Below are 13,250 nucleotides of genomic sequence, written 5' to 3'. Positions count from 1 at the left end.
GATTACTTAAGTTTATACTGTGTAAAAAGCAGCTAAAGATACTCTGCAAATCATAAATTTTTTAAATTTTGGATATTATACTCTTTATGAAAATACAGACACAATACAGTTATGAAAAAACATGGAGAACAACAAATGAGGATGACCTTCTTAAGATAATAGAAGAGGAGGTTGGAGATGCAGACCCAAAAGGCACGTTTAGCTATATAAAAGAGGCTATAAAAACAGGCAAGGTAATTTTGGTTGGTGGTTGCAGATTTAGAAAAATGAGTGAGGAAAAAAATGACAAATGACATAGCAAAACTCATCTTGAGACTAACCGTAGGGATAATGATTCTCTTTCATGGAGTCGATAAGATTATAAACGGCATAGGCGGTGTAAAATATCTCACTACTGCCTCCGGACTTCCCGAGTTTATGGCTTATGGCGTATATGTAGGCGAAATTGTGATTCCGATTTTGATTTTGCTTGGAGCTTACGCCAGAGTTGCGTCTCTGTTTTTGGCGCTTAACATGGTGTTTGCAATATTCTTAGCATACTCAAATTCACTCTTTAGCCTAGGCAAACATGGAGCACCGGTTTTTGAGTTGCCATTTTTGTATCTTATAATGTCGATTTTGATTTTTATGTTTGGAGGCGGAAAGTACGCACTCAATTCTAAATAGGTTAAGGATGTGGTACTTTGATTTTGGAGTTCAGACTCCAGCCTATAAGTACCATAGCGCCAAGTACGATATAGGGCGATACAAACCCATAAGTCGAACCTAAAAAGACAAGCCAGAGTAAAATGGCACCCAACGGAGTAGGCACACCTGTGAAGTATTTGCTTACTTCGCCGGCATCTGCATTGATGTTAAACTGGATAAGTCTTCTAAGCCCTGAAATAACATAGTAGATGCTTATAACGGCTGCTGCGGCAAGCATAACGCCTGAAAAATTTACTATATAAACCGCTTGAAAAATTAGAAAAACCGGTACAAGAACAAAGCTGAGAAAATCGGCAAAGCTGTCTAGCTGAACTCCAAACTCATTTGAGAGTTTGTATTTTCTGGCAATCTTACCGTCAAAAATATCAAAAGCTCCCCCCGCCCATGTTAAAACTATAGCTGCAAAAAAATTGTTTTGAGTTATAAAGTATGTAGCCAGCAAACCTGCAGTTATATTTACAAATGTAAACATATTGGCAAGATTAAAGTGTGAGTTGTTTGTGAATAAAAATTTCATCTGTTTCCCTCGTAATATTCGAGAAATTATATCCAAGATAGCATTTAAAAAAGAAGAGTCTTAATAATAGATTAATAACAATAGGAATAAAATCTAATCATAGTAGATTAAAATGTCTGCAAATTGTCTTATAAAAGGGATAAAAAGGGGTTCTATTTGTTAAACAATCTAAAAATAAAGCAGATACTAGTTTTAGTATCTGGTATTGTAATGGCGGTTCTTGTGGCTACGGTCGCAATTAATTATAGCAGTTTAAGGGGTATCGAAGAGGAGGTAAAAAAGCAGAGTGAAGAGATTTTAACAAATCTATTTGACTTTCAAGAGCTCAGGGTTAATGTTATTCAGATTCAGCAGTGGCTTACTGATGTCTCTGCAACAAGGGGAGCTGAAGGGTTTGATGATGGATACTCAGAAGCCGGCAGATACTATATGCAGGCAGCTCAAGTAGCGGACAAGCTAATTAAGTCTCACGGTGAGCTTGGTGAAGATGAGGTGGTAGCAGAACTTGAGATGTTTAAAAAGGATCTTCAAGAGTATTACGCCGTGGCGGTAGAGATGGCAAATGCTTATGTGAGATTTGGTCCGGATGAGGGAAACAAGGTGATGGAGAAACTTGATCCTTTTGCTGAAAAACTCTCAAATGAGCTTGAGAAGTGGGTTGATGAGCACAAAAAAGAGTACGAAAGTGCTTCTGCTGAAATAAGTAGCCATATTGTTGGTTTTGAAATGCAGAGTATAGTACTCTCCATCGTGCTTATTTTTGTTGTGGGCAGCGGCTTTTTTATCATAAACATAATACTCAACTCCATTAAAAAGATAGATCTATATCTTGAAAAACTCTCCAATCTGGACTTTACGACAAAGCTTGAGATTTTAGGTAAAAATGAGATAGCAGTCATAGCAAGAAACTTATCAAAAGTGATTGATTCCATAAAAGATTTAATAGCAGAGGCAAAAAACTCTTCAAATGAAAATGCCTCTATCTCGTATGAGCTATCAGCTACCTCAAATGCCGTCGGCAAAAAGGTCGAAGATGTAATGGAGATTGTTAGCAAGGCTAATGAGAAGGCTATTAAAACAAGAGAAGATATGAAGTTTTCTATGGTTAATGCTACAAGCTGCCATAAAAATACGGCTATGGCAAATGAGAACTTAAGTGAAGCAACAAAGGAGATAATGCGTCTAACTGCAGATGTTCAAAAAACAGCAGCGGCTGAGGTCGATATGGCTCAGAAGATAAACCAGCTAAGCTCTGAAGCCGAACAGGTTAAGAACGTGCTTGACGTTATTTCCGATATTGCAGACCAGACAAATCTTCTGGCGCTTAATGCGGCAATAGAAGCGGCGCGCGCAGGAGAGCATGGAAGAGGCTTCGCGGTTGTTGCAGATGAGGTAAGAAAGCTCGCAGAACGCACACAGACGAGTCTTGTTGAGATACAGGCGACTATAAACGTTATTGTTCAGTCTATAACGGATGCAAGCGAGCAGATAAATAAGAACTCCGTTCATATACAGGATTTGGCAAAAATCTCATCCGGAGTTGAAGAGATGATAAATAAAACTCTAAATATAATGCATGAGGCGGCAGACTCTAACGAGCAGACTCTAGTCGATTATGAAGTGAACAGCAGTGTAGTAAATGAAATATCATCAGAAATAAGCAATGCAAATGAGTTGGTGGCGTCAAATGCCAGAAGCGTAGAAGAGATAGCTGCTGCCGCAGAGCATTTGAGTAATATGGCAGAGATACTAAATAGCAAGATGGAGCAGTTTAAAGTATAAGCAAAAAAAGGGGGGGGGGATAGATATGAGTAGGTTTATTAAATTAAGCGTCGTTTGTGCTTTGATGGCTCCTTTATCTGTTCTTGCGGATGAAGTCTCTAAAGATATCAAAGATAGGGAACACTCCGTAAGAGATATTATAGATAAAGTTGCAGCACCTTTAGAAAAAGAGGTTTCTGTCGTTGAAAAAACTAAACATATGTTTAAAGAGGGGAAAGTCTCAGGGCAAATAAAGGTTTTGTATTCAGGCTATGATAATAATGGAGCAAAAGATCAATACGCAACTGCCATCGGCGGACAGCTAAAGTATGAGCTCGCTGAATTAAACGGTTTTAATGCAGCCGTTGAGTTTACGACTGCACACGATATTGGGTTTGCAACCGGAGAGGAAGATAAGCATAATAGTGAAATTTCTTCTCAAGATGGGAGTTATACCGAACTCTCGCAAGCGTATATAAACTATAGAAACGGCGGAGTAAACCTCCGTGCAGGTCGTCAGCTTATCGATACTCCCTTAGCGGATAGTGACGATATAAGAATAATTTCAAATACGTTTGAGGCTTATACGCTCTCATACGAAAATGAGGGATTGGCATTTTTGGGAGGCTTGCTTAGAAGATGGCAGGGGACGGATACAGGTTTGTCTCCACAAAACCATTGGTCTGACACAGGAGAAGACGGAACTTATTTTGGCGGGCTCTCTTACGCGGGCAGTTTTATAGATGCAAGCGTATGGTATTATGATATATCTAAAGATGATAATCCAAATAGCGCAACTCAAAATGTTGCAAATACCTCTTTATATGCGGATTTGTCTTTGCACATTGCACTATCAGCAGATTACGCGCTTCACATAGGTACTCAATATATAAACCAAAGCGAATCGGACAACAGTGGCATAGACTCTTCCATATATGGAGCAGTTGCAGAGTTTGTAATGTTTGAAGATATTGCTCTATCTGCGGCATATAATAGGTCTGAAAAACAAGCACTTAAAGGTAGTTTCTCAGGTTTTGGCGGAGGGGCTTTATATACAAATATGGACTCCATGATAATAGATGCCATTACTGTAGATAGAGACGCTTATGCTATTGTAGCGGGGATTACATATACATATAATGACTTTGGTTTTATTTATGCATATGGAGATTTTAAAGGTAAAGAGGACTCTTTTGGAGTTAAGGAGCATATAGTAGAACAAAATATAGGTTTTGAGTATACACCAAAAGAAAATGTAACAGTTGCAGCTCTATATGTTAATAATGAAGATAAGAAAAATAGCGGTAGCAATGGTGGAGATTGGGAAAATATCAGAGTTTTGTTCTTGTATAATTTTTAAATTAACCTCTCTTTAATATGATACCAATTATCATCATGAAAAATAATGGCTAAAGAGCAGATATGCACAATAAAACAGACAAAAAAGAGACAAAAAGGTTGATTGATTGCAAAAAGTCGTGCATTGTAAAAGTTGTTAAGCTAAACGCCGATACAGAACTAAAGCAGAGGCTTATCTCTTTTGGAATAATGAAAGAGGCTATTTTGGAGGTACTTGAGTACGCTCCCGCAAAAAGTACAATAGAGGTAAAAGTGGGCAAGATGAGAATCGCACTCCGAGCCAAAGAGGCAGAACTGATAGAGGTTGAGGGATTATGAATAGAGATATAAAAGCATGCCCCGTAACGGCAAAACATATAAAAGTTGCACTTGTCGGACAGCCAAATGTAGGCAAAAGCATGCTTATAAACTCTATATCGAATGCAAATCTGCATGTTGGAAACTTTACGGGGGTAACGGTTGAGAAGAGCGAAGTTCTTTTTGACTATAAAGAGTACCACTTTACCGTAGTGGATCTGCCTGGGACTTACGCATTAAATGACTATACTATTGAAGAGAGGGTGACCAACGAGTATCTTCTTACCCAGGATTATGACCTTATTATAAACGTCGTAGACTCAACGAACCTACAAAAAAACCTCCAACTTACCGCAGAACTTATGAGTATCGGCAAAAAGATGCTGGTTGCTCTAAACATGAGTGATGAAGCAGATAAGGAGGGCATAGAGATAGAGAGCAGATATATGTCAGAGCTTTTAGGCTTTGCCTGTGTGAAGGTATCCGCCGTTACTAAAAAAGGGATAAAAGAGCTTATAGAAGCTATTATAAAAGAGTATGAAAGCGAGACAATCGGGTATAAACTGATCTTTAGCGAAGCGGTTGAGGAGGAGATAAAAGTAATAGTTGATTACTTGGCAAAACATAAGTATGAGGATAAAAACTCATATAGAAACATAGCTATAAATCTCCTAAAAAATACCAAATATACCTACGCAAAACTTCATGATGACCCGATTTGGACAGAGTTGCAGCCTATTTTGATAGAAGCGTCAAAACATATAGAGCTCCATCATGACACCAGTGATATAAAAGAGGCTTTTGCCTCTGAATATACCTCTTTTAACAGAGGTGTTGTTGCTGAGGTACTGAAGCAAGAGGTAAAAGAGTCTGAGAGAACTCTTACCGACAAGATTGACTCGGTACTGATTCATCACATATTTGGCATACCGATATTTCTCTTCTTTATGTGGGCGCTTTTTCAGCTTACATTTGAGATAGGCTCCATTCCAATGGAGTGGATAGATGCTTTTTTTGTTTGGTTTGGGGATGCGGTTGGAGCGACCATAGCAAATGATGATCTCCGCTCTCTTGTGGTCGATGGTATCATCTCTGGAGTCGGTGCAGTTGTTCTGTTTGTCCCCAATATTGCCATACTTTTTGTCGGTATTGCGCTTTTGGAGAGTACCGGCTACATGTCAAGAGTTGCGTTTTTGCTTGATGGATTTTTTCACAAATTCGGTCTTCACGGGCAGTCGTTTATACCGCTTGTAACCGGTTTTGGCTGCTCAATTCCTGCCTACATGTCGGCGAGGATTTTAAAGAATGACCGCGACAGACTACTCACGCTTTTTATCATCGGATTTATGAGCTGCGGCGCAAGGCTCCCCGTATATGTTCTTTTTGCAGGTGCATTTTTCTCCGAGAGTATGGCGGGAAATGTTCTCTTTGTCATCTATATAGCAGGTGCTATGCTTGGACTTTTTGCCGCTAAAATACTGAAACTGACGGCATTTAAAGGTATAGATGAACCGTTTGTTATGGAGATGCCAAAGTATAGACTTCCTTCACTCAAACTCATCTGGCACACCGTTGTTACAAAGACTCTTATGTATCTAAAAAAAGCGGGTACTTTTATCGCCGCCGCGTCAATATTGGTATGGTTTTTAAGCAACTATCCGCACAATCAAGCTCTTGAAGAGAGTTATGCTCTAAAGATTGAAAAAGCAGTGGACACACAAGAGAGAAGGGCTCTTGAAAATAGTTTTGCAGAGGCTAATTTAGAACAGAGTTATCTTGGTCAAATAGGTAAATTTTCAGAGCCTCTTTTTGCACCGCTCGGGTTTGACTGGAAGATGAGCGTGGCACTCCAAACAGGACTTGCCGCAAAAGAGGTTGTCGTCTCAACCCTAGGCGTTTTGTATGCGCTTGGAGGGGATGTGGACGAGCAGAGTAGCTCGCTAAAAGAGATAATCTCTAAAAATATCTCATTCCCCTCAGCCGTCGCATTTATAGTCGTGGTCATGATATATCTTCCATGTCTGGCAGCTTCGGTTGTTTTTACGCGTGAAGCAGGAGGTATAAAGTACTTCTTTTATCTTTTAGCTTTTACATCCATAGCGGCATATCTGCTGGCATTTATAGCATTTAACGTCACTTCGATGCTATATCATTAAATATTTGCGCAATATTAACTACTTATTAGCGCATATCTGTTAGAATTCTCACATGAAAAAAATATTAATGATTGAAGATGATTTAGAATTAGCGGAGATACTCACTGAGTATCTGCAGCAGTTTGACTTTGAGATTATCACAGAAGACGACCCGTTTAAGGCAGTAAGCATATTGAAGTTGGAGCCTTTTGATCTAGTTATTTTAGACTTAACGCTTCCCGGCATGGATGGATTAGAGGTTTGTGAAGCGATTCGCGAGAGACAAGATATTCCTATTATTATCTCCTCTGCTAGAAGTGATGTAACGGACAAAGTAAAAGCGCTTGAACTCGGGGCAGATGATTATCTTCCAAAGCCTTACGATCCAAGAGAGCTTGAAGCAAGAATACACTCTGTACTTCGACGTTATGAGGCAAAATCTCAGCAAAAAGAGGAGTCAAAGAGCGACTTTAAATGCGATTCCTCTTCCATGATGATTACCTATAAGGGGAGAAATATAGACCTTACAAAAGCGGAATTCGGCATATTGTCCTATATGATTGCAAAACAGGGATTGGTTGTCTCAAGAGAGGATCTGATTCATAACGTAAATGCTATAAATGAAGACTCTTCAAACAAAAGTATTGACGTAATGGTCGGCAGAATCAGAAACAAACTCGGAGACAAATCCCTTATAGAGTCGGTAAGAGGCGTTGGCTATAAGCTTCTTAAGTAGCCATTTTTCTCCTCTTGTTACAAAGTCGGAGAGAGAGTAGTGCGCCAGCATGCCGTTTTAATAACCGTACTCTTTGCACTCACTGTTACCATAGTGAGTGTGAGTGTGGTATTTTGGGAATTTTTTCTCCTGAACAAACAGCACTACATAGACCAGATCTTTGCAAAGCATGCCACAATTACCCAAATATTTCGCCAGCACCAGCAGAAGCAGCATCCTCAGATTATGCTTGAGGCAAATCTTGCCGTATACAATTTTGTACTGGAGAAAGACAGCGAGGCGATAAAGACAATTCTTAAAAACGCAAAAGTTTTAAAAAAGAAAGATTTTCAGAGCGTAAACTCATCTTTGACCTTTTCTCAAGGCGGATTTTTTACCAAAAAAACGGTAACGGATCTTAGTGTTTCGATGCTTGAATTCAATAAAAAGATATACTTTTATATCAAAGCGCCGTTCTCTTCAGTTCTTATTTTAGATGAGGAGTTAAAGCCCTATAGATACTGGAGTGTCGCATACTCCTATATGACAATCCTGCTCATCATCTCATTCTCTTTTATTTTGATTCTGCAGAGGTTACGACCGCTTATCCGCCTAAGAAAAAAGATTGCGCTTTACGGTGACGGAAATATGAATATCTCTTTTAAGACCAAAGGGCATGATGAGATAGCACTGATTTCAAATGAACTTGAGGCGACAAGAGAGAAGATTAATGTAATTTTAGAGTCTCGGACTCTCTTTTTGCGAAATTTAATGCATGAGCTTAAAACCCCTATTGCGAAAGGAACTATTGCTACTCAAATGTTGGAGTCTCAGAAGCAAAAAGATAGATTTAGCTCAATTTTCGGGCGTTTGGAATCTTTGGTTAACGAGTTTGCTCTTATAGAAGAGGTAACAAGTCTTGGAGACAGAACAGACTTTAAAGAGTATCGCCTCATAGATATTATAGATGGCGCGGTTGATATGGCAATGATTGATAGAAACAGCATTACAATCGATGTGGGCGCAAGTTATAAAATAAATGCAAACTACAGGCTCTATACTACGGCAATTAAAAATATGATAGACAACGGTATAAAGTACTCAACCGATTCGCATGTGAAAATATTAATAAAAAACTCTGAGTTGTGTTTTGAGAGCAAAGGAGATTGCATCGCACATCCGCTTCAATATTATATAGAACCCTTTACAAAAGATAACCCTGCAAAAAATAGTTTCGGTCTGGGTCTGTACCTTGTTGACTCTATTTTAAAAGCCCACAGGCAGGTGCTTGCACATGAGTATGAGAATGGCACAAACCGCTTTATTTTTGCATAAGCTTTTAAGTGTAAACTAATGTAATGGATAAATATATCAGGTCAAGCATATTTCTGTTTTTTGCTATATCTTTTTTCATTTTCGGGTGGCTTTCGCATACCGCATATAAGCCTATTCACAGGGTTAAAACACCCTCTTTACTGGATGAGATAAAAGAGCAAAAAATTCTTAACGTGGCACTGCTCAATTCCCCCTCTACCTACTATATAGGTCCTGATGGACCTAAGGGTTTTGAGTACGATCTTCTTAATGCCTATTCCCAATATTTGGGTGTTGAGTTAAATATTACGGTTGCAAACACTACAAAAGAGGCGTTAGAGCTCAGCAAAAATCCAAATATTCATATAATCTCCGCATCTTTGGCAAAAACAAAAATCAAAGAGAAAAATTTTAACTTTGGTCCATCATATTTCGAGGCACAGCAACAGGTGGTTTGCTACAGAGGGATGTTATGGCAGGGGCACTTTCCAAAAAGTATTGAGGATTTAGCAGGACTTAAAATAGTTGTGGGAGAAGATACTAGCTACAGCGAAACCATAGAGTCCCTGCGGGAGGACGGTTTTGATATAAATGCTACATATACATCCGAATTCTCAACGGAAGAGCTTTTGGCAAAAGTGGCTACCAATGAGATAGACTGTACCATCGCAGATTCAAACATATATGCTCTAAATCAGCGCTATTTTCCAAAGATAGCACTTGCCTTTTCAGTCAGCAATCGAGAGCAGCTTGCATGGATATTGGCGCAGGACTCAAAAGAGTTAAAAGAGGACATGTACTCTTGGCTCAACGGATTCAACCAAAGCGGCGAGATGGCACGTTTAAAAGATCACTACTATAGTTTTGCTCTCTTTTTTGACTACTACAACACGAAGACTTTTTATGACAGAATAAAAACCAGACTCCCAAAATACAAAAGTTTTTTTGAGAAGTACGGTGAGAAGTATGATATTCCATGTACGGTCTTAGCTGCACAATCTTACCAGGAGTCGCATTGGAATCCAAAAGCGAAAAGCTATACCGGAGTCAGGGGGTTGATGATGCTTACACAATCTACGGCAAGAATGGTAGGAGTTAAAAACAGGCTTGATCCAGAGCAGAGTATAGAAGGCGGGGCAAAACATTTGAGGGAGCTGCTAAAGCGTGTGCCTCCTGAAGTGAGCGGTGAAGATCGTCTAAAGTTTGCCCTTGCGTCATACAATGTCGGCTTGGGGCACATTCTTGATGCTCAGAAATTGGCAGAGAGAATGGGACTAAATAAAAATGTTTGGAGCGACCTTAAAAAAGTACTTCCCCTGCTTGCGCAAAAAAAGTACTATAAGACTTTAAAGCATGGATATGCAAGAGGAAGTGAGCCTGTGAGGTATGTTGACTCTATATATGATTACAGAGACATTTTGCAAAAAAACAGTTACGAGTTATTTTTAAGCAAAGAGGAGAACGACGAAATATGAGTAAAACGGTATGAAATCATTTGATTTTTTTGATAAGCTTGAGCAAAAGAGCAAAGAAGAGTTGTTGGAGGTAGCGACTTTTATGAAAATTCCTGCCGGCATGCAGCTATATTCTCAAGGTGATATCTGTGAGGATATTTTGTTTTTAACCAAAGGTCGCGTTCGTGTTATTAGACAGCATGAAAATGGACAAAGCGTGCTTTTGTACTATTTTGAACAGGGCGAGCAGTGCAATGTCAATTTTACGGCAGCGTTTAATTCCGCTCCTGCCGTGGGTACTGCGATAGCGGAGACGGATTTAGAAGGCTTTGATGTTCCTGCCGTAGTTGTAGCACGTTTGTTTATAGAAGATAAAGAGTTTCAAAGCTATGTTTTTGATCAATATATAAGACGTATTGAATTTATGGCAACTATGATTGAAGATATACGCTTTTTAAGTTTAGATACGCGGCTTCTTCACTGGTTGCAAGGGCATGATAAAAAAACACTACATATATCACATGAAGAGATAGGAACTATACTTGGAACATCACGCGAGGTTGTAAGCAAGATTTTGAAAACATTTGAAAAAAATCAAATCGTTAAGTTATCAAGAAAAAAGATAGAGATTTTGTAATATGCAATCTTATGTAATCGTTGTCACATAAAAAGTTATTATAGTTGTGATACAATGTTTTTGATTTTAAAAACTAAAAGGATAGTATTATGAAAAGGTTTAATTTTTTATCGTTAGTTGCAGCTGCTGCAATGGTTTTAAGTATTGGTGCTACATCGTTAAGTGCTGAGGATATGAAGTGTGGCGCAGGCAAATGCGGTGACGGAAAAAAAGAGATGAAAAAAGATGGCAAATGCGGAACTAGCAAGTGCGGTGACGGAAAAAAAGAGATGAAAAAAGATGGCAAGTGCGGTGACGGAAAAAAAGAGATGAAAAAAGAAGCGTCTCAAGCAGGCAAGTGCGGCAAAGGAAAATGCGGCTCTAACTAACTTCATTTTTTAAGCAGAGTAACTCTGCTTAAAAATCTATCTTCATTCTATCTTCGGCAAAAATCACATCCCCTAAAAAATCCTTATGAATTAGTTTGAGAGTCTCTTCCTCATGCGTTTTCGTTCTTTTCATTCTGTGCGTCAATACAATTTTTTTCACTTGAGCTTTTACGGCAATCTTTGCAATTGTAGATGGTGTCATATGTAGCTCTTTTGCAAAATTATTTGTTTCTTGGGGTATCGCATGATGTGCTATAAAGAGATCTGCTCTGTATGCAAACCTTTCTAAGGTGTTTTGCTCATCATTGGTGTCCCCGCTAATAACAATAGATTTTGAACCTACATCTATACGCAAAGCAAGTGAAGGGACTATGCCGTGATGAACCGTAATAAAATTAAGTGTAAAATCTTTGTATCTTAGTGTTTTTTTTTCTCCTTTAGCTATTTCAATGGGTATGAGTTCAAAAGAATCACTCTGTGATGTGAGGATGTCTTGCATGTACCGATAGGCTCCTTTTTTACCGAATAGAATCTCCACAAACTCTCTAATGGATGGAAAATAGTTATTGCCGTAAGGTCCAACAATATCCAAAGAGTTTTGTCGATTTGTAAAAAATCCTGCTTTCATAAAAGAGGGAAGATCTGCACTGTGATCGATGTGCATATGCGTAAGGACAACAGCATCAAGATCTTCTATAGTCGCACCGCTTTGTTCAAAGCGCAGCATAGAACCACTTCCAAGATCAATGAGCAGTTTCGCTCTGTCATCAATCCATAACAGATAAGAGGTGCTGGCACGCCCATCTATCTCAGGGCCTCCTGAACCGAGTATCTCAAATCTTATATTTTTTCCATGAATGAGTGTTAAGGTTAGGCAAAAAATTAAAAAAAATTTCATAGTTGTACTCCGATTTAAAATTTATGGATTACATATCCTTAAACTGTTCCTTTATTTCAAGAAAGTGTTCCAGATTTTCCATAAGAAGTGTAACAAGTTTTGGTTCAAAATGTTTACCTTTCTCGCTCTCAAAAAGATTTAAAATATCTTTCATCTCCCATGCTTTTTTATAGACCCTATCGCTTGAAAGCGCATCAAAAACATCTGCTACAGCAGTAATACGACCAAAAATATGAATATCTTTACCTGCTTTTGCATTTGGATATCCGCTTCCATCCCACTTTTCATGATGCTCTCCCGCAACGATAGCAGCAGCTTTTAGGATTGGCTTATTGGAGTGTTTAAGCATATCATATCCTAAAGCTGCATGCGTTTTCATTACTTCAAACTCTTCAGATGTGAGTTTGCGCGGTGCATTTAAAATAGCATCCGCAATCCCTATTTTTCCAATGTCATGCATAGGACTTGCCATCTGCAAAAGAGTTGCATCCTCTTGGCTCAAACCGTACAAAACAGCAAGCTTGTAGGAGTAGAGTGCTACTCGCTTTACATGATTTCCGGTCTCTTTTGAACGGGTTTCGCCTATCTCTCCCATAGCATAAATAATATCTTTTTGAGTCTCTTCAATCTCTTTGTTGAGGGTTATAAGCTCTGTGACATCCGTAAAGTAAGCTAAGATAAGTCGCTCTTCTTGAATCCCTTTTATCTCAACTTGGTATGAGGTGCTTTTGTTTTCAAAAAAGATAATATCTTGCATAGCTATCTCCTTTGGATTGTTGATGTTTAAAGACTCAAGCGAAGTAACCTCTAGAAGATCTTTATGCGATGCCTCATTACGAAAAAGAATTGCGCCTTTTTCGTTAAATATAAAAACAGGGGAGTTTCTATGCTTTGGAAGAAGAGAGAGATAGTAATTTTTTAGACTATATTTTTGATTGAGATTGAAAAGTGCATAAATAAAACAAAATCTCTTTAGTGCGGTATAAAATATTACTAGGGACATAGCTGCCAAGGCATAAGAAGATTCATAGATTGAAAAAAACAGGAGCAAAGATGCAATCGTAAAACGAATATTGGACTCTTTATG

14 protein-coding genes are annotated in these 13,250 nt (G+C 38.6%); 11 read left to right on the top strand and 3 right to left on the bottom strand.

Translation table 11 applies throughout. From position 1 onward, the window contains the following. Positions 1-86: 86 nt before the first annotated feature. The gene (locus tag IBX42_RS08840; RefSeq protein WP_294931880.1) at positions 87-293 is read left to right on the top strand and encodes a hypothetical protein; all 207 of its coding nucleotides are present in this window, start codon (positions 87-89) and stop codon (positions 291-293) included. Beyond that, positions 283-666 (top strand): DoxX family protein, encoded by a 384-nt coding sequence (locus tag IBX42_RS08835; RefSeq protein WP_294931877.1) that lies wholly within the window; start codon positions 283-285, stop codon positions 664-666. The genes IBX42_RS08840 and IBX42_RS08835 overlap by 11 nt, the downstream gene beginning before the upstream one ends. Position 667: 1 nt before the next feature. On the opposite strand, the gene IBX42_RS08830 is transcribed toward IBX42_RS08835, so the two are convergent. Continuing rightward, positions 668-1,225, bottom strand: coding sequence for a CDP-alcohol phosphatidyltransferase family protein (locus IBX42_RS08830; protein ID WP_294931874.1), 558 nt, complete (start codon positions 1,223-1,225; stop codon positions 668-670). 156 nt (positions 1,226-1,381) lie between these two features. Between IBX42_RS08830 and IBX42_RS08825 the strand changes: the two genes are divergently transcribed. The 9 genes from IBX42_RS08825 (at position 1,382) to IBX42_RS08785 (ending at position 11,265) form a co-directional block, all read left to right on the top strand. Further along, on the top strand, positions 1,382-3,007 hold the full coding sequence (locus IBX42_RS08825) for a methyl-accepting chemotaxis protein (RefSeq protein WP_294931871.1): 1,626 nt from the start codon (positions 1,382-1,384) through the stop codon (positions 3,005-3,007). A 25-nt stretch (positions 3,008-3,032) separates the two neighbouring features. After that, positions 3,033-4,346 (top strand): hypothetical protein, encoded by a 1,314-nt coding sequence (locus IBX42_RS08820; protein WP_294931868.1) that lies wholly within the window; start codon positions 3,033-3,035, stop codon positions 4,344-4,346. Positions 4,347-4,408: 62 nt separating this feature from the next. Next, the gene (locus tag IBX42_RS08815) at positions 4,409-4,663 is read left to right on the top strand and encodes a FeoA family protein (RefSeq protein WP_294931865.1); all 255 of its coding nucleotides are present in this window, start codon (positions 4,409-4,411) and stop codon (positions 4,661-4,663) included. Continuing rightward, positions 4,660-6,798 carry a ferrous iron transport protein B gene (gene feoB, locus IBX42_RS08810; protein ID WP_294931861.1) on the top strand — a complete coding sequence of 713 codons (2,139 nt, stop codon included), beginning with the start codon at positions 4,660-4,662 and terminating at the stop codon, positions 6,796-6,798. The genes IBX42_RS08815 and feoB overlap by 4 nt, the downstream gene beginning before the upstream one ends. Before the next feature lie 52 nt (positions 6,799-6,850). Further along, complete coding sequence (locus IBX42_RS08805; RefSeq protein WP_294931858.1) at positions 6,851-7,513, top strand: response regulator transcription factor; 663 nt, start codon at positions 6,851-6,853, stop codon at positions 7,511-7,513. Between the two features lie 39 nt (positions 7,514-7,552). After that, positions 7,553-8,827: an ArsS family sensor histidine kinase gene (locus IBX42_RS08800; RefSeq protein WP_294931855.1), complete on the top strand. Its 1,275-nt coding sequence runs from the start codon at positions 7,553-7,555 to the stop codon at positions 8,825-8,827. Between the two features lie 23 nt (positions 8,828-8,850). Beyond that, the gene (gene mltF / locus IBX42_RS08795; RefSeq protein ID WP_294931852.1) at positions 8,851-10,281 is read left to right on the top strand and encodes a membrane-bound lytic murein transglycosylase MltF; all 1,431 of its coding nucleotides are present in this window, start codon (positions 8,851-8,853) and stop codon (positions 10,279-10,281) included. A 10-nt stretch (positions 10,282-10,291) separates the two neighbouring features. Further along, positions 10,292-10,897 (top strand): Crp/Fnr family transcriptional regulator, encoded by a 606-nt coding sequence (locus tag IBX42_RS08790; protein ID WP_294931849.1) that lies wholly within the window; start codon positions 10,292-10,294, stop codon positions 10,895-10,897. 89 nt (positions 10,898-10,986) lie between these two features. Further along, positions 10,987-11,265: a hypothetical protein gene (locus IBX42_RS08785; protein ID WP_294931846.1), complete on the top strand. Its 279-nt coding sequence runs from the start codon at positions 10,987-10,989 to the stop codon at positions 11,263-11,265. Positions 11,266-11,293: 28 nt separating this feature from the next. Here IBX42_RS08785 and IBX42_RS08780 read toward each other — a convergent pair whose 3' ends face one another. Continuing rightward, positions 11,294-12,163 carry an MBL fold metallo-hydrolase gene (locus tag IBX42_RS08780; RefSeq protein WP_294931841.1) on the bottom strand — a complete coding sequence of 290 codons (870 nt, stop codon included), beginning with the start codon at positions 12,161-12,163 and terminating at the stop codon, positions 11,294-11,296. Positions 12,164-12,191: 28 nt separating this feature from the next. Beyond that, positions 12,192-13,250, bottom strand: a 1,059-nt coding sequence (locus tag IBX42_RS08775) for an HD domain-containing phosphohydrolase (RefSeq protein ID WP_294931838.1), incomplete at its 5' end; no start/stop codon positions are given.

It is taken from the genome of Sulfurimonas sp. (genome assembly GCF_014859695.1).
Taxonomy (GTDB): Bacteria; Campylobacterota; Campylobacteria; order Campylobacterales; family Sulfurimonadaceae; genus Sulfurimonas.
This window is presented reverse-complemented; position numbering and strand designations above follow the sequence as displayed.

Excerpts from the sequence above, each read along its gene's own strand:
- IBX42_RS08840 (WP_294931880.1), top strand. The coding sequence starts at position 87 with ATGAAAATACAGACACAATACAGTTATGAAAAAACATGGAGAACAACA.
- IBX42_RS08835 (WP_294931877.1), top strand. The coding sequence starts at position 283 with ATGACAAATGACATAGCAAAACTCATCTTGAGACTAACCGTAGGGATA.
- IBX42_RS08830 (WP_294931874.1), bottom strand. The coding sequence starts at position 1,225 with ATGAAATTTTTATTCACAAACAACTCACACTTTAATCTTGCCAATATG.
- IBX42_RS08820 (WP_294931868.1), top strand. The coding sequence starts at position 3,033 with ATGAGTAGGTTTATTAAATTAAGCGTCGTTTGTGCTTTGATGGCTCCT.
- IBX42_RS08815 (WP_294931865.1), top strand. The coding sequence starts at position 4,409 with ATGCACAATAAAACAGACAAAAAAGAGACAAAAAGGTTGATTGATTGC.
- feoB (WP_294931861.1), top strand. The coding sequence starts at position 4,660 with ATGAATAGAGATATAAAAGCATGCCCCGTAACGGCAAAACATATAAAA.
- IBX42_RS08805 (WP_294931858.1), top strand. The coding sequence starts at position 6,851 with ATGAAAAAAATATTAATGATTGAAGATGATTTAGAATTAGCGGAGATA.
- mltF (WP_294931852.1), top strand. The coding sequence starts at position 8,851 with ATGGATAAATATATCAGGTCAAGCATATTTCTGTTTTTTGCTATATCT.
- IBX42_RS08790 (WP_294931849.1), top strand. The coding sequence starts at position 10,292 with ATGAAATCATTTGATTTTTTTGATAAGCTTGAGCAAAAGAGCAAAGAA.
- IBX42_RS08785 (WP_294931846.1), top strand. The coding sequence starts at position 10,987 with ATGAAAAGGTTTAATTTTTTATCGTTAGTTGCAGCTGCTGCAATGGTT.
- IBX42_RS08780 (WP_294931841.1), bottom strand. The coding sequence starts at position 12,163 with ATGAAATTTTTTTTAATTTTTTGCCTAACCTTAACACTCATTCATGGA.